The 20628-nt window shown below is 43.9% G+C and carries 17 protein-coding genes; 15 read left to right on the forward strand and 2 right to left on the reverse strand.

Annotated elements, in window-relative coordinates:
* The first annotated feature begins 1 nt into the window (after position 1).
* From pcrA to nagB, 12 genes are all read left to right on the forward strand, one after another.
* Positions 2-2221 carry a DNA helicase PcrA gene (gene pcrA, locus ACH97_RS15710; RefSeq protein ID WP_020450452.1) on the forward strand — a complete coding sequence of 740 codons (2220 nt, stop codon included), beginning with the start codon at positions 2-4 and terminating at the stop codon, positions 2219-2221.
* Between the two features lie 34 nt (positions 2222-2255).
* Positions 2256-4259, forward strand: coding sequence for an NAD-dependent DNA ligase LigA (ligA, locus tag ACH97_RS15715; RefSeq protein ID WP_048350653.1), 2004 nt, complete (start codon positions 2256-2258; stop codon positions 4257-4259).
* Between the two features lie 15 nt (positions 4260-4274).
* Positions 4275-5465: a CamS family sex pheromone protein gene (locus ACH97_RS15720; protein ID WP_023855598.1), complete on the forward strand. Its 1191-nt coding sequence runs from the start codon at positions 4275-4277 to the stop codon at positions 5463-5465.
* A 190-nt stretch (positions 5466-5655) separates the two neighbouring features.
* Positions 5656-6582, forward strand: a complete 927-nt coding sequence (gene yhfZ / locus ACH97_RS15725) for a GntR family transcriptional regulator YhfZ (protein ID WP_048350654.1) — start codon at positions 5656-5658, stop codon at positions 6580-6582.
* Positions 6583-6677: 95 nt separating this feature from the next.
* Positions 6678-7043 carry a PRD domain-containing protein gene (locus tag ACH97_RS15730; protein WP_020450456.1) on the forward strand — a complete coding sequence of 122 codons (366 nt, stop codon included), beginning with the start codon at positions 6678-6680 and terminating at the stop codon, positions 7041-7043.
* A gap of 12 nt (positions 7044-7055) precedes the next feature.
* A complete protein-coding gene (locus tag ACH97_RS15735) occupies positions 7056-7415 on the forward strand; it encodes a DUF2620 domain-containing protein (RefSeq protein ID WP_020450457.1) in 360 nt (119 codons plus the stop codon).
* Positions 7416-7560: 145 nt separating this feature from the next.
* Positions 7561-8862, forward strand: a complete 1302-nt coding sequence (locus ACH97_RS15740) for a YhfT family protein (protein ID WP_025810329.1) — start codon at positions 7561-7563, stop codon at positions 8860-8862.
* A 26-nt stretch (positions 8863-8888) separates the two neighbouring features.
* The gene (locus ACH97_RS15745) at positions 8889-9773 is read left to right on the forward strand and encodes a phosphotriesterase family protein (protein ID WP_048350655.1); all 885 of its coding nucleotides are present in this window, start codon (positions 8889-8891) and stop codon (positions 9771-9773) included.
* Positions 9770-10918, forward strand: a complete 1149-nt coding sequence (locus ACH97_RS15750; RefSeq protein WP_048350656.1) for an aminotransferase class V-fold PLP-dependent enzyme — start codon at positions 9770-9772, stop codon at positions 10916-10918. The genes ACH97_RS15745 and ACH97_RS15750 overlap by 4 nt, the downstream gene beginning before the upstream one ends.
* Positions 10911-12137 carry a phosphopentomutase gene (locus tag ACH97_RS15755; RefSeq protein ID WP_048350657.1) on the forward strand — a complete coding sequence of 409 codons (1227 nt, stop codon included), beginning with the start codon at positions 10911-10913 and terminating at the stop codon, positions 12135-12137. Before ACH97_RS15750 ends, ACH97_RS15755 begins: the two co-directional genes overlap by 8 nt.
* A complete protein-coding gene (locus ACH97_RS15760) occupies positions 12137-13288 on the forward strand; it encodes a YhfX family PLP-dependent enzyme (protein ID WP_048350658.1) in 1152 nt (383 codons plus the stop codon). Before ACH97_RS15755 ends, ACH97_RS15760 begins: the two co-directional genes overlap by 1 nt.
* 142 nt (positions 13289-13430) lie before the next feature.
* Positions 13431-14159, forward strand: a complete 729-nt coding sequence (gene nagB, locus ACH97_RS15765; protein ID WP_039073300.1) for a glucosamine-6-phosphate deaminase — start codon at positions 13431-13433, stop codon at positions 14157-14159.
* A gap of 268 nt (positions 14160-14427) precedes the next feature.
* On the opposite strand, the gene ACH97_RS15770 is transcribed toward nagB, so the two are convergent.
* Both ACH97_RS15770 and putP read right to left on the reverse strand, forming a co-directional pair.
* Positions 14428-15120, reverse strand: a complete 693-nt coding sequence (locus tag ACH97_RS15770) for an MgtC/SapB family protein (protein WP_020450464.1) — start codon at positions 15118-15120, stop codon at positions 14428-14430.
* A gap of 219 nt (positions 15121-15339) precedes the next feature.
* A complete protein-coding gene (gene putP / locus ACH97_RS15775; protein ID WP_020450465.1) occupies positions 15340-16821 on the reverse strand; it encodes a sodium/proline symporter PutP in 1482 nt (493 codons plus the stop codon).
* Positions 16822-17262: 441 nt separating this feature from the next.
* On the opposite strand from putP, the gene gatC reads away from it, so the two are divergent.
* The 3 genes from gatC to gatB are packed head-to-tail and all read left to right on the forward strand — an operon-like array spanning position 17263 to position 20477.
* The gene (gatC, locus tag ACH97_RS15780; RefSeq protein ID WP_003179590.1) at positions 17263-17553 is read left to right on the forward strand and encodes an Asp-tRNA(Asn)/Glu-tRNA(Gln) amidotransferase subunit GatC; all 291 of its coding nucleotides are present in this window, start codon (positions 17263-17265) and stop codon (positions 17551-17553) included.
* A 22-nt stretch (positions 17554-17575) separates the two neighbouring features.
* On the forward strand, positions 17576-19033 hold the full coding sequence (gene gatA, locus ACH97_RS15785) for an Asp-tRNA(Asn)/Glu-tRNA(Gln) amidotransferase subunit GatA (RefSeq protein ID WP_023855604.1): 1458 nt from the start codon (positions 17576-17578) through the stop codon (positions 19031-19033).
* A 13-nt stretch (positions 19034-19046) separates the two neighbouring features.
* Entirely contained in the window at positions 19047-20477 is a 1431-nt protein-coding gene (gatB, locus tag ACH97_RS15790) for an Asp-tRNA(Asn)/Glu-tRNA(Gln) amidotransferase subunit GatB (RefSeq protein ID WP_020450467.1), read from the forward strand.
* Positions 20478-20628: the final 151 nt, after the last annotated feature.

The raw sequence follows: 20628 nt of genomic DNA on the forward strand, positions 1-20628 counted from the left end.
ATTGAATTACATTAGCGACCAATTATTAAGCGGATTAAACAAGATGCAGCAGGAAGCGGTCAAAACGACGGACGGTCCGCTTTTGATCATGGCCGGAGCAGGAAGCGGAAAGACGCGGGTATTGACGCACCGCATTGCGTATTTAATGGCGGAGAAGCGCGTTGCCCCGTGGAACATTTTGGCGATTACATTTACGAACAAAGCGGCCAGAGAAATGAAAGAACGTGTGGAACGCATTCTCGGACCGGGAGCGGACGACATCTGGATTTCGACGTTCCACAGCATGTGTGTGAGAATTTTGCGGAGAGACATCGACAGAATCGGCATCAACCGGAATTTCTCGATTCTTGATACGTCAGATCAGCTTTCCGTCATTAAAGGAATCTTAAAGGAAAGAAACATCGATCCGAAAAAATTCGATCCCAGAAGCATACTCGGATCGATCAGCAGTGCGAAAAACGAATTGATCGACCCGGAAGAGTACGAGAAAACAGCCGGCGGTTTTTTTGAACAAGTCGTCAGCGATGTCTACAAAGATTATCAGAAAAAACTGCGGAAAAACCAGTCGCTCGATTTTGACGATCTGATCATGACGACGATCATCCTGTTTGACCGGGTGCCGGAAGTGCTCGAATACTACCAGCGGAAATTCCAATACATTCATGTCGATGAGTATCAGGATACGAACAGGGCGCAGTATTTGCTCGTCAAAAAAATGGCGCAGCGCTTCGAAAACATCTGCGTCGTCGGGGACTCCGACCAGTCGATCTACAGATGGCGCGGCGCGGACATTGCCAACATTCTGTCGTTTGAAAAAGACTATCCGAATGCAAGCGTCATTCTACTCGAACAAAACTACAGGTCGACAAAGCGGATATTGAACGCGGCCAATGAAGTGATTCAGAACAACTCCAACAGAAAGCCGAAAAACCTCTGGACCGAAAATGACGAAGGAGCGAAAATCTCCTACTTCAGAGGCGACAACGAATTTGGCGAAGGCCAATTTGTCGCGGGCAAAATCAGGGAGCTCGTCGGCTCGGGAAAACGATCTTTCTCTGATATCGCGATTTTGTACCGGACGAACGCTCAATCGCGTGTCATCGAGGAAACGCTGATGAAAGCGAACATCAACTACAACATTGTCGGCGGCACGAAGTTCTATGACAGGAAAGAGATCAAAGACATCCTTGCGTATTTGCGCCTCGTCGCAAATCCTGACGACGATATCAGCTTTGCGCGGATCGTAAACGTGCCGAAGCGCGGCGTCGGTGCGACTTCAGTCGATAAAATTGCGGCTTATGCCGATATGAACGGAATGTCTTTATTTGAAGCGCTCGGACAGGTTGACTTTATCGGCCTCAGCGCAAGAGCGGCGAACGCGCTTGACGAGTTCAGACAGACGATCGAAAACCTGACGAACATGCAGGAATACTTATCTGTCACAGAGCTTACGGAAGAAATTCTTGAAAAAACCGAATACCGCGAAATGCTAAAAGCGGAAAAATCCCTGGAAGCGCAGAGCCGTCTTGAAAATATCGACGAGTTTCTCTCCGTAACGAAAAACTTTGAACAGCAAAGCGAAGATAAATCGCTCGTCGCCTTTTTGACGGATTTGGCCCTTATCGCCGATATCGATCAGCTTGATCAGAAGGAAGAAGAGACCGGAAATCAAGACGCGGTCATCTTGATGACGCTTCATGCCGCAAAAGGACTGGAATTCCCGATCGTGTTCCTGATGGGGCTTGAAGAAGGGGTATTCCCGCACAGCCGCTCCCTAATGGAGGAAGCGGAGATGGAAGAGGAGCGGAGACTCGCATACGTCGGCATCACGAGGGCTGAGGAAGAGCTTTATTTAACTAACGCGCGGATGCGGACATTGTTCGGGAGAACGAATATGAACCCGGAATCAAGGTTCATTGCGGAAATACCGGAAGAATTATTGGACAATCTAAACGAGAAGAAAAAAGATCTGAAAACGCCGTTTGGAAGAAAGCCGGAGCGGAGAGGCCCGGTTACCCGGCCGGCTGCATCGTACAGCAAAACCGGCGGCGACGGTGTCAATTGGGCAGTCGGCGACAAAGCCTCCCATAAAAAGTGGGGCGTCGGAACCGTTGTCAGCGTCAAAGGATCCGGCGAATCGACTGAGCTTGACATCGCCTTCCCGAGCCCGACCGGAGTGAAGCGTCTTCTCGCGGCCTTTGCGCCTATTGAAAAGCAATAAATGGCAAAAGACCTGAAATGAAAGGACGAAACCAATGGAAAAAGAAGCAGCTAAACGCCGTGTGGAACAACTGCATGCATTGATTAACAAATACAACTACGAATATCACACCCTTGACGACCCAAGCGTGCCTGATTCCGAATATGACAAGCTGATGAAGGAACTTATTGCTCTTGAAGAAGAGCACCCCGACCTGAAAACGCCGGACTCTCCTTCTCAGCGCGTCGGCGGAGCCGTTTTGGACGCCTTTCAAAAAGTGCAGCATAAAACGCCGATGCTGAGCCTCGGCAACGCGTTTAATGAAGAAGATCTGCGCGACTTTGACCGCCGCGTCCGCCAGGCGGTCGGAGATGTTGAGTACAACGTCGAATTTAAAATAGACGGTCTTGCTGTTTCACTGCGCTATGAAAACGGCGTATTTGTCAGAGGTGCGACAAGAGGCGACGGAACAACGGGCGAGGATATTACAGAAAATTTGAAGACCATCAGAAACATTCCCCTCCGAATGAAGCGCGATCTTTCAATTGAAGTGCGCGGCGAGGCTTTTATGCCGAAGCGCTCCTTTGAATTGCTGAACAAAGCGCGGCTCGAACGGGATGAAGAGCCGTTCGCCAACCCGCGGAACGCTGCTGCCGGCTCATTAAGGCAGCTCGATCCCAAAATCGCCGCGAAACGAAATCTCGACATCTTCGTCTACAGTATAGCGGAGCTTGACGAAATGGGCGTTGAAACGCAAAGCCAGGGACTTGATTTCCTCGACGAACTCGGCTTTAAAACCAATCATGAAAGAAAAAAATGCAGCACGATCGAAGAAGTCATTGAGATCGTCGAAGAGCTCAAGACAAAACGCGCCGACCTCCCGTATGAAATCGACGGGATTGTCATTAAAGTCAACTCCCTTGATCAGCAGGAAGAACTCGGCTTTACGGCAAAAAGCCCGCGCTGGGCAATCGCCTACAAGTTTCCTGCCGAAGAGGTTGTCACAACGCTTTTGGACATTGAATTAAGCGTCGGCCGGACGGGTGCAGTAACCCCGACTGCGATTCTCGAACCTGTAAAAGTGGCGGGAACGACCGTCCAAAGAGCTTCTCTCCACAACGAAGATTTGATTAAAGAGAAGGATATCAGACTGCTGGACAAAGTCGTCATTAAAAAAGCAGGAGACATCATTCCCGAGGTTGTCAACGTGCTCGTCGAACAGAGGACGGGAGAAGAGAAAGAATTCAACATGCCGAAGGAATGCCCGGAATGCGGAAGCGAGCTTGTCAGAATTGAAGGAGAAGTCGCGCTTCGCTGCATCAATCCGGAGTGCCCGGCTCAGATCAGGGAAGGCCTGATCCATTTCGTTTCCCGGAACGCGATGAATATAGACGGTCTTGGCGAGCGCGTCATCACCCAGCTGTTCCGCGAAGACCTCGTCCACAATGTCGCCGATCTGTATAAGCTGACGCGCGAGCAGCTGATCAATCTCGAGCGGATGGGGGAAAAATCGACCGACAACTTATTGAAGTCGATTGAAAAATCGAAGGAGAATTCATTGGAACGGCTTCTCTTCGGACTCGGCATCCGCTTCATCGGCGCCAAAGCGGCCAAGACACTGGCGATGCATTTTGAAACGATTGACAGGCTCAAAAAAGCGACAAAAGAAGAATTGGTCGAAGTCGATGAAATCGGCGAGAAGATGGCGGACGCCCTCGTCACTTATTTTGAAAAAGAAGAGATTTTAAAGCTGTTGGACGAGCTTGAAGAACTCGGGGTGAACACCGAGTATAAGGGCCCGAAAAAAGCGGCCGCTGAAGCGAGCGATTCGTATTTTGCGGGGAAAACGATCGTCCTGACCGGGAAGCTCAACGAAATGTCGCGGAACGACGCGAAAGTGGAAATCGAAGCGCTCGGCGGAAAAATCACAGGCAGTGTAAGCAAAAAAACCGATCTCGTCATTGCCGGCGAAGCGGCAGGCAGCAAACTGGCGAAAGCTGAAGAGCTGAACATCGAAGTATGGGATGAAGCAAGACTGATCAGTGAGCTAAAGAAATAAGAGGAGTGTTTTCTATTGAAAAAGATATTATGTTTGGCGGCTGCTGCGGGTATGCTCATGCTCTCGGCCTGTGCGCCGAATTTTGGGGGAGAAGAAGAGCAGGAGATGGTGCAGAAAACGGATAAGTCGAAAGAAAAAGCCATCATTCCGAAATACAACATCTCCGATTCTTATTATAAAATGGTTCTTCCTTTCAAGGCGGGGAAAGCCCGCGGCTTGACGACCGAACGCCTGAATACGCGGCTGGATATCGATGAATTTGAGACAGGCATGATGCGCCTTGCGCAAGATTCATTTTCTACTGACGATTACCTTTTTCAAGAAGGACAATATCTGGATGAGGATACAGTTACGAGCTGGCTCGCCCGCAAAAAAACGGGAGACGACCTGAAAAAAGCGGAGAAAGACGATAAAAACTTCAAAAACCTCGGACTGAACCCCGCCCTTTCCGGGAGCGGGTCAACAGAGAAGCAAAACGAAGAAAGCCCGGTATACCTCGCCCATATGCTTGAGCATGACTACCTCGTCCGCAAAGACAAGGATACGATTGAGCTCGGCGGCGTCGTAATCGGCCTTGCGCTGAACTCTGTCTACTACTACCGCGAAAATGTCGGCGACCCGCAAAAAGAAGTGACCATCAGCGACAAAAAGCTGAGGCAGGAAGGCGAAAAAATCGCCGAGGAAGTCGCGAAACGGATCAGAAACATGGATGATTTGAAAAACATTCCGCTGACCATCATGCTCTACAAGCAGGCGCCTAAGTCATCGATCGTCCCTGGAAACTTTATCGCCAAAACCGATGTGAAATCAGGGACAAGCGAGCTCGGCGGCTGGGATAAAATCAATGAAGAGTACACGTTCTTCCCTTCAACAGAAGGTTCAGAGAAACATCCGGATGACGCGGAGCTCTTCAAACGCTTTAAAAACAAAGTCGACACGTATTTTCCAAACTACACAGGGGTTGTCGGCACGGCTCTCTATAAAGACGACCAAATGCAGGACATGAAAATCAACATCCCGATGCAGTTTTACGGCAAAAGCGAAGTCATCGCCTTTACCCAGTTCTTGACCGGTGAAGTGATGGATTACTACGGCAAAAGCGGACTGAACGTTGAGATCAACATTAATTCGTCAGCCGGGCAGGAAGCCGTTATCCTGAAAAAGCCGGGAGACAAGGAACCGACCGTCCATATTTATGATTCATAAAAAAGAAGCAGCCTTCTCGGCTGCTTCTTTTTGTCACGCGGAAAAAGGAATAAGGAGACCTATCATTCATTCACGGTGCGCCAACAACATATTTTTTATAGTGTTCTGAATAATACTATTGCAAAATTAGGATACAACTCTTATAATTGATTATACAGAATATAGTATATTGTTTTGAGGAAGATGAATTATGTGGGAAAAATTTTACTCTAAAAATGGTTTGGCTGCTAAAAATATTGCTAAAGAATTGATGAATATCAAAGCAGGTGAAAAAATTCCCCGCATCTCAGACTACTGTCATAAGTTATCCATCGGCAGGGGGACTGTCCAAAGTGCGCTGAATTTATTGGTTGATATGAAAGCGATTCATTTGGAGGCTAGAGGCCATTTAGGAACGTTTTTGGTAAGTAAGGATAACAATTTATTACTTGAGATTGCAGGTATTGCACCATTAATCGGCTCAATGCCACTTCCGTATTCAAGGAAATATGAAGGGCTGGCAACAGGGATTGTGGAAGGGTTTGAATCAACCGGAAAAACAGTTAACTTGATCTATATGCGTGGCGGAGTGAATCGAATCGAAGCAGTCCGAACAAAAAGAAGTGATTTTGCAATTGTTTCTAAGATGACGGCAGATCATATCATAGCAGAATATCCAAATTTGAAAATTTTTAAGAAATTCGGGGAAAGCAGTTATGTATCTTCCCATAAAATCTTCTTAGCTCATCCAGATGAGGAAATAGGTAAGGATGTCATAAGAGTAGGTGTTGATTTGGAGTCCCTAGATCAGAAACAATTAACATTGGCTGAATTTGAAAATAAAAACGCTGAGTTTGTCAATGTGAATTATATGCAGCTTTTCGATATGCTTCTTTCAAAACAAATTGATGCAGCAGTTTGGAATGCCGATGACAAAAGAATGATTCAAACGTTTAAAGCAATCGATTTTTTTTCACCGAAAGCCAAGAAAATTTCCAAGGATACAACTGAAGCCGTTATTGTTATTGAAGGAGACAGAGAAAAAGAAATAGCAGAAAAGTGGCATTTGGTTAATGAGAAACAAATATTAGACACTCAAAAAAGTGTAGAAAAAGGAGAGAAAATACCGCGCTACTAAAATGCCGGCCCATCCGACTTGTCATTCAATACATGAGGCGATGGGTCAGCATTTGAAATTTAAAATACTAAATACAGTATATTGGAGGAACTGGCGTGAACCAAATACAGCTGGAAGAAAAGTTGTCTATTTTACTAACGAGTCGAGTGATTACAAAAAATGCTTTCAACACAACTTTGAACACATTTGTTTTCTTATCAAAAAAGCTGAAAAAGGAGGTGATCAAAGACTCTGAAATGTTTTGGACGCACATGGCGATGGCTTTAACTAGAATTGAGAGGGGAGAAAGCGAAGAAAGTCCTGCAATTGCCATCATCAATGAAGTGTACGAAACACCATATAAAAATGCTATAGAAGAAGTGATAGATTTTATACATTCACTGGCAGGTTTAGAACTTCCAGAAGGTGAGCGTGTCTATTTTTATCTTCATCTTCATAAAGTCATAGAATCTAATGAATAGGAGGGTTTTATTATGGTGAGAATCGTAATAGGCGGACAGTTGAAAAAACAAGCGATTGAAAAACTTGTTAAAGAAATTGGGGGAAGCAATGTAGAAGTTTTGGTTAAAGGTGATTTAGACGCTGTTATGGCTGTGAAAAACAATAAGGTAGATTATTATATTGGCGCCTGTGAAACAGGATCCGGTGGTGCGCTTGCAATGGCAATTGCATTATTAGGCAAAGATAAATGCGTCACCTTGGCTTCGCCAAGTACCATAAAAAACAAGGAAGAGATCGAGAAGGAAGTAGAAAGCGGCAAAATTGCCTTTGGTTTTACAGCTTCGTCTTCACAAAATATATTAAACATTTTAATTCCTTATTTATTAAAATAAATGAATTTTTTTCTTTATATTTTGTTACACCGGCTTCAACTGTATACATTTTTTTCAGTTAAAGAAAGCGCTTTCCTGGATGATTTAAGAAGCACGGATGACATGATGTACAGAAGATGAGAAAAATCATAGAGGTGAATAATGAATGGACCTTTCTTTAATTCAATGTCTTGTCATAGCGGCTGTTGGTGCATTAGGTTCTATACTAGTAAATCGCGGAGTAGCAGTGTTTAATGATGGTTTGCGACCGATTATGCCTGAATACCTTGAGGGGAGAATGACAAGAGGGGAGCTTGCTGCAACAAGTTTTGCATTAAGTTTTGGCTTAATCATAGGGTTTGGTATTCCGCTTTCAATAGGAGCAACAATCATTATTGGACACAGCATTTTATTGGCCTGTGACATTATTGGCATTTGGACTCCGGAAAACAAAATAGGCATGGTAACTGCAGGGGTTATTGGAGCCGTTTATAGTATTGGAATCGTTTTAGGACTGCAATTTGTAGTAGATTTATTTGGCATGTTTCCCGTAAATTTTATAGATTCTTTAAGTCTTATTGGTCAGCCTATTATTATTGCATTTACAGTATTTCCAGCTGTAGCGGTTGGATATCAGCACGGTTTAAAAAAAGCCGCCGTCACTGCAATCGTCACTTTGGCTTCTTATCTCTTATTCGAGAAGTTTGGAACATTTCAAGCTGCAGGATATAAAATTTCGCTCAGTCCTGAAGGAATGGCTTTATTAGCAGGAATGTTAATGATGATTTATTATGCAGCGAGAATTAGAGGCGGAGATGAATCTACTAATGCAAATTTAGTGAATATATTTAATGAGCGTGTAAATCGAATTAAAAAAAACCGCTGGTTATTAGCTCTTATGGGAGGACTTGTTTCTTTAACATCATCCATGCTGATTTTAGCAGTGGATGCAATGCCTCAAGCATTGATTAATAAAGAGCTTTACACAGAGGCGGCAATCGCTACATTTGCACGTGGAATTGGCTTCATCCCTTTAGTTTTTTCAACTGCGATCGTAACAGGAGTTTATGGTTTAGCTGGTACCACTTTGGTATTTGCAATCGGTCTTATTTTCAGGGATATACCGATTTTAGCATTTCTGTTGGGCTTTTTAGTCATGTATTTAGAGGTCGTATCATTATCCGCAGTATCAAAAAGTATGGACAAACTGCCTGGTGTAAGGGAGATGGGGGAGCATATTCGCACTTCGCTGTCAGATGTTCTAGGAATGGCTATATTAATTGGCAGTGCGATGGCAGGGGAAAAAATTGCTCCCGGTATTGGCTTCTTCTGGGTGATTGGATTTTATTTAATAAACCGAATTGCATCAAAACCACTTGTTGAATTGGCTGTCGGCCCTATTGCAGTTATATTGTTGGGGATTGTTGCCAATCTTCTCTATGCAGTCGGTTTATGGCAGGTTGGCTAAATCATCGAAAGAGGGGAAGTTTCCGAATGTTGAAAGACGGAATGACCTATATGCATGAACATACAACGATAGACCTTTCCGAAGTAAAAAACAATGAGGATTGTAAGTTGGATGTATTTTCTGAAACCGTTAGAGAATTTAAAAGTTTATACGAAAAGGGCGTACGCAATATTGTGGATGTCACGAATATTGGAATGGGGAGAAATATTACATACGTTCAAAAAGTAGCAGAAGAAACAGGCATTAATATTGTCTTTTCAACTGGTTTCTACCAAGATACTTTTTACCCGATCCATGTGTTTCGCGAACCAAAAGAAAAGTTGGCAGAAAGAATGGTAATGGAGATTGTTGAAGGAATTAGAGGAACAGATGCTAAAGCCGAGCTGATCGGTGAAATTGGAACAAGTTACAATAAATGGACGGAAACCGAACAAAAAGTATTTGAAGCGGTTGTTGTGGCGCATAAGAAAACAAAAAAACCAATATCAACCCATACTTCCATAGGAACATTAGGGCATGAACAAGTAGAATTTTTCAAAAAACATGAAGTTGATTTAAACCGAGTGGTGATAGGGCATGTTGATTTATCAGGAGATGCCGATTATATATTGAAAATGCTGAGAGAAGGTGTGTATGTAGAATTCGATACAATAGGTAAAGAAAATTATATGTCTGATCGTGTTCGGGCAGAAATGTTGAAAAAGATACAGGCTAAAGGGTATATAGACAAGGTTTTGCTGTCTATGGACATCACCAGAAAATCACATTTGGTATATAAAGGCGGGGTGGGCTATTCATATTTGATAGACACGTTTATCCCTCTCTTGCAAACCTATGGAATAACTGGTGAATCAATTGATAAGATGTTGATTAAAAATCCTCGCGCTTTTATGAAAGGGGAGAGTGAATGAGCATGGAAACTTATCCTCTATATAGTCTATCTATTGAAGAAGCCATGCATAGACAATTTAAGTTGGTGGATGTCATCACAAGACATTTTCGAGGAGAAGAATTGCTTTCACTTGGCGATTTAGGCGTTGTAAAAGGAATGAATAAACCGCGGTTCACAAAAAAAATAGAAGAGACACTAGCCGATTTCTTTGGCACAGAGAAAGCAATGTTAGTTCGTGGTGCAGGAACAGGGGCATTGAGATTTGGTTTTATGAGTTTTTTAAAGCCAGGTGACGAGATCCTAGTCCATGACGCACCTATATATCCAACAAGTAAAACAACGTTAGAGTCGATGGGGGTCTTGCCAATATACGCGGATTTTCACGATTCTGAACAAATAAAAGAAGCCATCCTCAAACACCCGAAGTTAAAAGGTGTATTGATTCAGCATACGAGGCAAAAAATAGATGACCATTACGATTTGGCTGAAACAATAAAAAAAATACGTTCCATTCATTCTAGTCTAGTCATTATTACGGATGACAACTATGCTGCAATGAAAGCAGAAAAGATTGGAGCGCAAGTCAAAGCCGATTTGTCCACCTTTTCATTGTTCAAGCTACTAGGTCCGGAAGGTATTGGAGTCATTTTAGGCAAAAATGATTTAATACAAAGAATAGAAAATTTAAACTATTCAGGTGGAAGCCAAGTTCAAGGTTATGAAGCTTTAGAAGCTTTAAGGGGTCTGATATATGCGCCGGTTATGCTGGCAATTCAAGCAAGTGTCAATGATCAGTTAGTTCACTCGCTTAATAATGGAGCCATTAAAGGTGTTAAAAAGGCTTATTTGGCAAATGCACAATCAAAAGTCTTACTTGTAGAGTTTGTTAAACCAATTGCCGAAAAAGTGCTCCATCATGCTAATGAATTGGGAGCGGCACCCCATCCGGTAGGTGCTGAATCAAAATACGAGTTTGCACCAATGTTTTATAGAGTGTCTGGCACTTTTTTATCTGCAGATCCATCACTGGCCAAAAAAATGATCCGCATTAATCCATTAAGAAGCGGTCCTGAGACCATTTTAAGAATTCTAAACATATCCGTTCACCGAGCAACAGAAAATCTTAGTGTAAATCCTTCAATAGGGGATGATATAAATGAATAAAAGAGTCATTATCATAATATTAGACAGCTTAGGTGTCGGTTATATGGAAGATGCAAGCGATTATCACCCTTTAGACGTTGGCGCTAATACTTTCTATCACATACTTGATACGGTGCCTTCTTTAAACATTCCAAATCTCGAAAAATTGGGTATAAACAAAATCTTGCACCATCCTAAATTGAAAAATGTAGACCATATTGCCAGCTATGGTGTTTTGAACCTGATGCATCAAGGAGCAGACAGTTTTGAAGGGCATAATGAAATCATGGGGACAAAGCCAAAAAAGACATATTTAGCTCCTTTTGCAGAACATATCAATCATGTTAAACTCGCTTTGGAAGATCAGGGTTATAAAGTTAACATACCAAATTCAGATTTGCCGTATCTATTAGTAAACGATTTAGTAGTCGTGGCCGATAATATCGAAACAGATTACGGGCAAATTTATAATGTAAGCGCTCCGCTGGATGATATTCCGTTTGATGAAGTGTTGAAAATAGGAAGATGCGTCCGTCATCATGTTAAAGTAAATCGTGTGATTGTTCTTGGAGGAGAAAATGTAACACCCGAACACTTGCAGAGGTCAGTTGAAAGAAGAGAAGACGGATTAGTAGGAGTGAATTCGCCTAAATCTAATGTATACAAGCAGGGGTATCAAGTCCGTCACTTAGGTTTTGGTATCTCTCCCGAGAAGCAGTTGCCAACATTGGCGAAAAATGGGGGAATGGAAGTTTCTCTTATCGGAAAAATGCAGGACATTATTTATTGTAAAGGTGCAAATAGGTTTCCGGGTGTAGATACGGAACAAGTTATGAAGGATATTATACAGGAGATGGACCGTGTCAAAAAAGGCGTGATTGCTGCCACAGTACAAGAAACCGATTTAGCCGGACATGCACAGAATCCTGTGCGTTATGCGAATCGGATTGAAATGGTAGATCAATATTTGCCGGAAATTCTCCGGAAAATGACAGATCAGGATCTGCTGATGATTAGTGCAGATCACGGGAATGACCCTACGATCGGCCATAACCAACACACACGGGAAAAAACGTATTTGCTGGCTTATCACAAAAAGTTATCCCCCGTAAATATCGGGGAAAGAAAAACGCTATCCGACATTGCTGCAACTTCTGCTGATTATCTAGGGCTTCGCGATACTGAAAACGGCAGTTCATTCCTTCATTTAATGCAAAAAGGAAAAGAGGAGACAGACTGATGTTTTTGGAATCTACATTAAAATATAATAAAAAATTAATAGAAGCTGCATTGGATTTTCATCAGCGGGGAATCATTTCACCTAACACTTATGTATTAGATTTGGACACTGTCAAGAAAAATGCAAAAGTTTTAAGTAGAAAAGCCAAAAAACAGGATATTGAACTGTTTTTTATGACAAAGCAGTTTGGCCGTAATCCGTTGGTAGCACAAGCTATCGCCGAAAGCGGAATTGACAAAGCGGTTGCTGTAGACCCGTGGGAGGCAATCACACTCAGCCAAAATGGAATCAAGATTGGGCATGTCGGACATCTTGTTCAAATACCTATTCATATGATTCCGGCTATATTAAAGCTTCATCCTGACTATGTTACGGTTTTCAGTCTTGCAAATGCTCGAAACATTAGTAGAGCAGCTAAGGAAATGGGAAGAAAACAAAAAGTGTTTTTACGTATCGCAAACAAAGAGGATTATATATATAAAGGTCAAGAGGGAGGGTTCACTTTTGAACAAATCGTTAAGGATATCGAATCGATTGAACAGTTAGAAGGAATTGAAATTGCAGGTTTAACAAGCTTTCCTTGTATATTGATTAAAGACGGCCTTCCAACAGTTACTCCGAATGTAACATCCATGCAAACCGTAAAATCTTTTTTAATGGAGAGAGGGTATAAAAGGCTTGAGATGAATATGCCAAGTGCAACATCTTGTGGAACAATCAAATTGTTGAAGGAAAATGGTGCAACTCAAGGCGAACCCGGTCATGCTTTAATTGGAACGACACCCATTCATGCAACGAAAAAACTCGCGGAAAGACCTGCAATGGTATATCTAACTGAAGTATCCCACATATCTAATCATCATGCTTATGTTTTCGGCGGTGGATTCTATCCGCGTTCACATATGAAAGCGGCGCTGGTTGGAACAAATAAAAATCATCTTAAGAAGGTTCAAGCTATTGAAATGACACCTGATCATATTGATTATTATGGCGCATTAAACACAGTTGAAGCAAAAGTCGGCGATACGGCAATATTTGCTTTTCGTACACAAGTCTTTGTCACAAATGCGCATATTGCAATCTTAAAAAACGTTTCTGAAGATCCTGAACTTATCGGTGTATTTGATTCTAAAGGAAATGTAATCGAGTAAATGATCGTTATCAGCGGAATATCGGAGTTCTTGAATAATGGATTGTCTTACTGAGGTGTAGCGAAGATGCCTTGTCTTTTTGAAGTGCAGTTTAATACAGTAGTCCGTCTTGGACATGTTATTTTGCGGAAAGGAGAACGACGTGAAAATTATTCATGTATCAGGTTATGAAGAAATGAGTGAAAAATCAGCTGATTTAATGACTGAGCTCATTAACAATTCAAAAAATCCTGTTATCGGTTTTGCAACAGGTTCGACACCGCTAGGTTTGTATAAATGCCTGATCAAAAAGTATCGGCAAAAGGAAATATCATTTAAGAATGTTACTGCTTTTAATTTAGACGAGTACGTTGGACTGGCTAAAGAAAATAAAAACAGCTACCATTATTATATGAATGAAATATTATTCAAACATCTGGATATTAGGCAAAGGAATATCAATATCCCAAATGGGATGGCGGAAGATTTGGAACAAGAATGCATCAGTTACGATAGACTTGTTTCCGAAAAAGCAATTGACATACAAATATTGGGGATGGGATTGAATGGTCATATCGGTTTTAATGAACCGGGGACAAGCTTTAAAAGCAGAACCCATATCGTTGATTTGGATAAATCAACCCGGCAGGCAAATTCTCGGTTCTTTCGTTCCTTGGAAGAAGTACCGACAAAGGCATTGACCATGGGAATTGAAACAATAATGGAAAGTAAGCGGATCCTTCTGCTCGTGTCTGGAAATGAAAAATCTGAAGCATTGGCACGGCTGCTAAACAGCACCCGTGTCTCCCAAGAGTTCCCTGCTTCAATTTTAAGGAAACATAATGATGTGATTGTGATGGCAGATGATGCGGCCTTAAATAAAATTCAATAACAGACATCGGTTGATGAAGTTTAAAAATTTCAAGAGATCTCCTAGCGATCAAACAGTAAAAAACGACTGAATATAGCAAATTTCCACCCTGCTGATAAGGACTTACATATACAGGTTTTGCTTGTCTCATATTGTTTACTCGAACAGTTGAAAAGGGGAGAATGGAGGAAAATGAATAACTCCTCTAGGCGAGAGAAAGCCATCATCCTATAGAACCGACTGTCCATATTTATGATCCACAAAAAAAGCAGCCAAAGGGCTGCTTTTTTTAAAGCGTATCGCATTTTACGCCGACGACGCCGTCGATCGCTTTGATATCGTAATAGACATCGGTGACATACCGTTTCTTATGAACCATGATTTTCGTTTCCATGACCGGAAATTCATTATCGCGCATATCATCGATCCGGACGGAATGAATCCGGATTTTTTTCGCTTTCATTTCCTTGAGGATATCCGTCAGTTTATCCTTGTCATTCAGAGACATGCGGACGCGGATTTCTTTTTCCTGCAATCGGTTCGGGCCGATTTTGCCGACGATCCACGGCAAAAACTCGACGCTGATTAAAATGAAAATGAGACTGACAAATGCTTCTTTATAAAAGCCCGCTCCGATGGCGACGCCGAGGCCGGCTGCTCCCCAGATCATCGCTGAAGTGGTCAGGCCGGAAATGACGTCGTTGCTTTTGCGTAAGATCACGCCCGCTCCGATGAAGCCGATCCCCGATATGATTTGTGCGGGAAGCCGCAAAGGGTCCATCATAATTCTGTTCGACTTTGGAAAATGGTATGCCGCATCAATGCTGATCATTGTCAGAACACAGGAACTGATCGCAATCACGATGCACGTTTTTAAGCCGAGCGGCTTGTTTTTCAGCTCCCTTTCGAGACCGATGACCATTCCGATTAATGTTGCGATGCCAAGCTTCAACAGTGTTTCTGTTTCAATATGCCAATCCATGCCCATGATCTCCTTTCCGACAATATCTTATATGATTGATATGATTTTCTCACAGACGCTATGGATCGACAACTGTTTTTGAAGGGGATGTCGCGGAACCATTCATCAGCAAGAAAGCCCAATACTCCTACCATTATATTGCCGGTGTGGCATCAAAAGAATTCCGTCTGAGCAAAAAAGCCGCCGGATATCGCCCGGCGGCTTTCATTGCCTGATCATTTAAGAATGTTCTTCCTCATGCGTCTGTTCCATTTCTTCAAACATATCTCTTGCTTCTTTTGCCGGCTTGTTCGTGATCATGCTGACAGCGTAAACGACAATCAAGCTCAGGAAGAAACCAGGGATCATTTCATAGATTCCCGTCTTCTCCTGCAGACCGGTCAGAATGCAAATCAGCACGGTCACGGCTCCTGTGATCATACCGGCCAATGCGCCCCACTGGTTCATCCGCTTCCAGTACAAGCTGAGAAGGATGGCGGGTCCGAATGCGGAACCAAACCCGGCCCACGCATAGCCGACCAAATCAAGGATCGTGTTGTTCGGTGTCAGAGACAGAAGGATCGCGATGACGGCGACAAGCAGAACGCTCAGACGTCCGACAAGAACGAGTTCCTTATCCGAAGCTTTGCGCCGGAAAAACGTCCGGTAAAAATCTTCCGTCATGGCGCTTGATGTGACAAGCAGCTGGGAAGACACCGTACTCATAATCGCCGCGAGCAAAGCGGAAAGCAAAAATCCGGTAATCAGCGGATGGAATAATACCTTTGAGAACACGATAAAAATCGTTTCCGGATCTTTAAGCGCTGTACCCGTTTCATGGACATACGCCACACCGATCAGTCCGACAAGCAGTGCGCCGATTACGGAGATGATCATCCAGCCCATTGCGATGCGGCGCGCAGGCTTCAGCTCTTTTACGGATGAAATCGCCATAAAGCGGACGATAATATGCGGCTGACCGAAATAGCCCAGTCCCCAGGCGAGAAATGAAATAATGCTAATGACGGTCGTTCCTTTGAAGAAATCGAGCAAGCTTGGATTGATTTCTTCGATCACATTGAAAGTCGGCGTAATTCCGCCTAATTGAGTAAAGGCAACGATCGGCACGAGCACTAAAGCGATAAACATAATCAAACCTTGCACAAAGTCAGTCAGACTGACGGCCAAAAACCCTCCGAACAGCGTATAAGCAATCACGACTGCTGCCGTTAAGAAAAGACCCATTTTATAATCGAGGCCGAACGCCGTTTCAAACAGTCTTCCTCCGGACACCATACCCGCCGACGTGTACAGTGTGAAAAACACCATAATGACGATGGCTGATGCCAGGCGCAAGATTCTCGTCGTATCATTAAACCGATTTTCGAAAAAATCCGGAATTGTAATCGCATCGTTTGCTACTTCTGTATATGTGCGCAGCCGGGGAGCGACAACCAAGTAGTTCACATAAGCTCCGATTGTTAAACCGACGGCAAGCCAGGCGCTCGAAAGTCCTGTCACATACATGGCTCCGGGCAGTCCCATCAGCATCCATCCGCTCATGTCCGACGCGCCGGCCGATAAAGCCGTAACAGCAGGCCCAAGACCTCTGCCGCCGAGCATGTAGTCATTCAAATTGGATGTCTTTCTGTAGGAATACCAGCCGATTAAGAGCATCGCGGCAAAATAAATCCCTAACGAAATAAATATTTCAACACTCACGTTTCATATCTCTCCTCTTTAAAAATAATGTGGCATCACCTCTTTAAAATTTTCGACAATACTGACTTGCGGTACGAAGAAAATTGCAGGGCCCCCTCTTTAAAAAATCAAGTATTGGAATTAAGGCGCTGCCGGTTAGATCGTACTTAGTTACCTAACCTATCAAACTATTCCCCATCAATCAACCGTGAAAAACATCCGATTTTATTGAAAAAGAGCGTGATGGTTCTGATAAGCATCATAATGAAAACGCTTACAAATATTATATAAAGTAAAAATATTCTGAATATTAGTACGTGCTATTTTACTGAATTTTTCATGTGCGATAAAATAAAAGCCGCCTAATGGGGCGAAGATCGTGGTTTTGTTGATTTAGAAGGCTAAAATTTGATATGATCAGTATTATGACTAAGCGAGAATAACCTTGGAGGTGTTTTTAGTATGTCGCGTATTTCTATAGAAGAAGTAAAGCATGTCGCCCATCTTGCCAGACTGGCGATTACGGACGAAGAAGCGGCGATGTTTACCGAACAGCTTGACAGCATTATTTCATTTGCAGAAGAGCTGAACGAAGTCGATACAGAGAATGTTAAACCAACAACGCACGTATTGCAAATGAAGAATATCATGAGGGAAGATGTCCCTGATAAAGGACTTCCGGTTGAGGACGTTGTCAAAAACGCGCCTGATCATAAAGACGGCTACATCCGCGTGCCGTCAATCTTGGACTGAATAAAGGAGGGAGCGAGAAAACATGTCACTGTTTGACCATAAAATATCTGAATTAAAACGTCTCATACATAATAAAGAGATCAGCATATCAGATTTAGTCGATGAATCTTACAAACGGATTCACGAAGTTGACGGAAAGGTACAAGCCTTTTTGCAGCTTGATGAAGAAAAAGCCCGCGCATACGCCAAAGAATTGGACGAAGCGCTTGATACCCGTGATGAGCACGGCCTTCTTTTCGGGATGCCGATCGGTATTAAGGACAATATCGTAACAAAGGATCTGCGGACAACGTGCGCAAGCAAAATTCTCGAGAACTTTGACCCGATCTATGATGCAACCGTTGTTGAGCGTCTTCACGAAGCTGAAGCGGTCACCATCGGAAAGCTGAACATGGATGAATTCGCGATGGGCTCTTCCACAGAAAACTCAGGCTTTAAAAAGACAAAAAACCCGTGGAATCTCGAAACTGTTCCGGGTGGATCAAGCGGAGGCTCTGCGGCTGCGGTTGCGGCCGGGGAAGTGCCGTTTTCACTTGGATCTGACACGGGCGGATCGATTCGCCAGCCGGCATCTTTCTGCGGCGTCGTCGGCTTAAAGCCTACATATGGACGCGTTTCCAGATACGGCCTTGTCGCATTTGCTTCTTCATTGGATCAAATCGGCCCGATCACAAGATCTGTCGAAGACAACGCCTACCTTCTTCAGGCGATTTCAGGCGTCGACAAAATGGATTCGACGAGCGCCAATGTGGACGTGCCCGACTATCTGTCAGCGTTAACCGGCGACATTAAAGGACTTAAAATCGCCGTGCCGAAAGAATACCTCGGCGAAGGAGTGGGAGAAGAAGCGAGAAATTCCGTGCTTGAAGCGCTGAAAGTGCTCGAAAGCCTTGGCGCGACATGGGAAGAAGTATCGCTTCCGCACAGCAAATACGCGCTGGCGACTTACTACCTGCTTTCTTCATCTGAAGCATCGGCAAACCTGGCGCGCTTCGACGGCATCCGCTACGGCTACCGCACGGACAATGCCGACAACCTGATCGACCTGTACAAACAAACGCGTTCCGAAGGATTCGGAAACGAAGTGAAACGCCGCATCATGCTCGGCACGTTCGCGCTCAGCTCAGGCTACTATGATGCGTACTATAAAAAAGCGCAAAAAGTCAGAACGCTGATCAAAAAGGACTTTGAAGACGTATTTGCAAACTATGACGTTATCATCGGACCAACAACGCCGACGCCGGCATTTAAAATCGGCGAAAAAACGAGCGATCCGCTGACCATGTACGCCAATGACATTCTGACGATTCCTGTCAACCTTGCGGGCGTACCGGGAATCAGCGTACCGTGCGGCTTGGCGAACGGCTTGCCGCTCGGCCTGCAAATCATCGGCAAACACTTTGACGAAAGCACAGTATACCGCGTCGCCCATGCATTCGAACAGGCGACAGACCACCATAAAGCAAAACCTGAACTGTAAGGGGTGAAAAAACATGAACTTTGAAACGGTAATCGGACTTGAAGTCCACGTGGAGCTCAAAACAAAATCGAAAATTTTCTCCAGTTCTCCAACGCCATTCGGCGCGGCGGCCAACACGCAGACAAGCGTTATCGACTTAGGCTATCCGGGTGTACTGCCTGTGTTGAACAAAGAAGCCGTTAATTTCGCGATGAAAGCCGCGATGGCGCTCAACTGTGAAATTGCGACAGAAACGAAATTCGACCGGAAAAACTATTTCTACCCCGACAACCCGAAAGCTTATCAAATTTCTCAATTTGATAAACCGATCGGCGAAAACGGCTGGATCGAAATCGAAGTCGGCGGAAAAACGAAGCGCATCGGCATCACCCGCCTTCATTTGGAAGAGGATGCGGGAAAACTGACGCATACAGGCGACGGCTACTCCCTTGTCGACTATAACCGCCAGGGAACACCGCTCGTTGAAATCGTCTCCGAGCCCGATATCAGAACGCCTGAAGAAGCTTACGCCTACCTTGAAAAACTGAAATCAATCATTCAGTATACAGGCGTTTCCGATTGTAAGATGGAAGAGGGCTCGCTCCGCTGCGACGCCAACATCTCGCTCCGTCCGATCGGACAAGAGGAGTTCGGCACAAAGACAGAGCTGAAAAACCTGAACTCATTCGCCTTTGTTCAAAAAGGCCTTGAGCACGAAGAAAAACGCCAGGCGCAAGTTCTTTTGTCAGGCGGTGTCATTCAGCAGGAGACGCGCCGCTATGATGAAGCGTCCAAAACGACGATTTTAATGAGGGTCAAAGAGGGATCTGACGACTACCGCTACTTCCCTGAGCCTGATCTTGTCGAGCTTTACATTGACGATGAGTGGAAACAGCGCGTGAAAGACAGCATTCCTGAGCTTCCGGACGAGCGCCGCAAGCGCTACATCGAAGAGCTTGGCCTGCCTGCCTATGACGCGAAAGTGCTCACTTTGACAAAAGAAATGTCCGACTTCTTCGAAGCAGCTGTCGAAAAAGGCGCAGACGCGAAGCTGGCGTCGAACTGGCTGATGGGTGAAGTGTCGGCTTACTTGAACGCTCAGCAACAAGAGCTTGCGGATGTTGCGCTCACGCCTGAAGGCCTTGCCGGATTGGTCAAGCTGATCGAAAAAGGCACGATTTCATCGAAAATCGCGAAAAAAGTCTTCAAAGAATTGATCGAAAAAGGCGGAGACGCAGAAAAAATCGTCAAAGAAAAAGGCCTTGTGCAAATTTCTGACGAAGCGACGCTCAGAAAGCTTGTCACAGAAGCGCTCGACAACAATCCGCAATCGATCGAAGACTTTAAAAACGGAAAAGACCGTGCGATCGGCTTTCTTGTCGGCCAAATCATGAAAGCCTCAAAAGGACAAGCGAACCCGCCGATGGTCAACAAGCTTCTTCTTGAAGAGATTAATAAACGATAAAAAAACAGACTTATGCTACTTAAATGGAGGTCCTCATATTGGGGACCTTTTTTTATTTGTGTAAAGATGTAAATAAATAAAATTAAAATTTATTTGAACTTTATTTAGATATATATTATCATTAATTTAAGTTTTGTTTTTAAATTTATTG

Origin of the sequence: Bacillus paralicheniformis (assembly GCF_001042485.2) — a bacterium.
Lineage (GTDB): Bacteria > Bacillota > Bacilli > Bacillales > Bacillaceae > Bacillus > Bacillus paralicheniformis.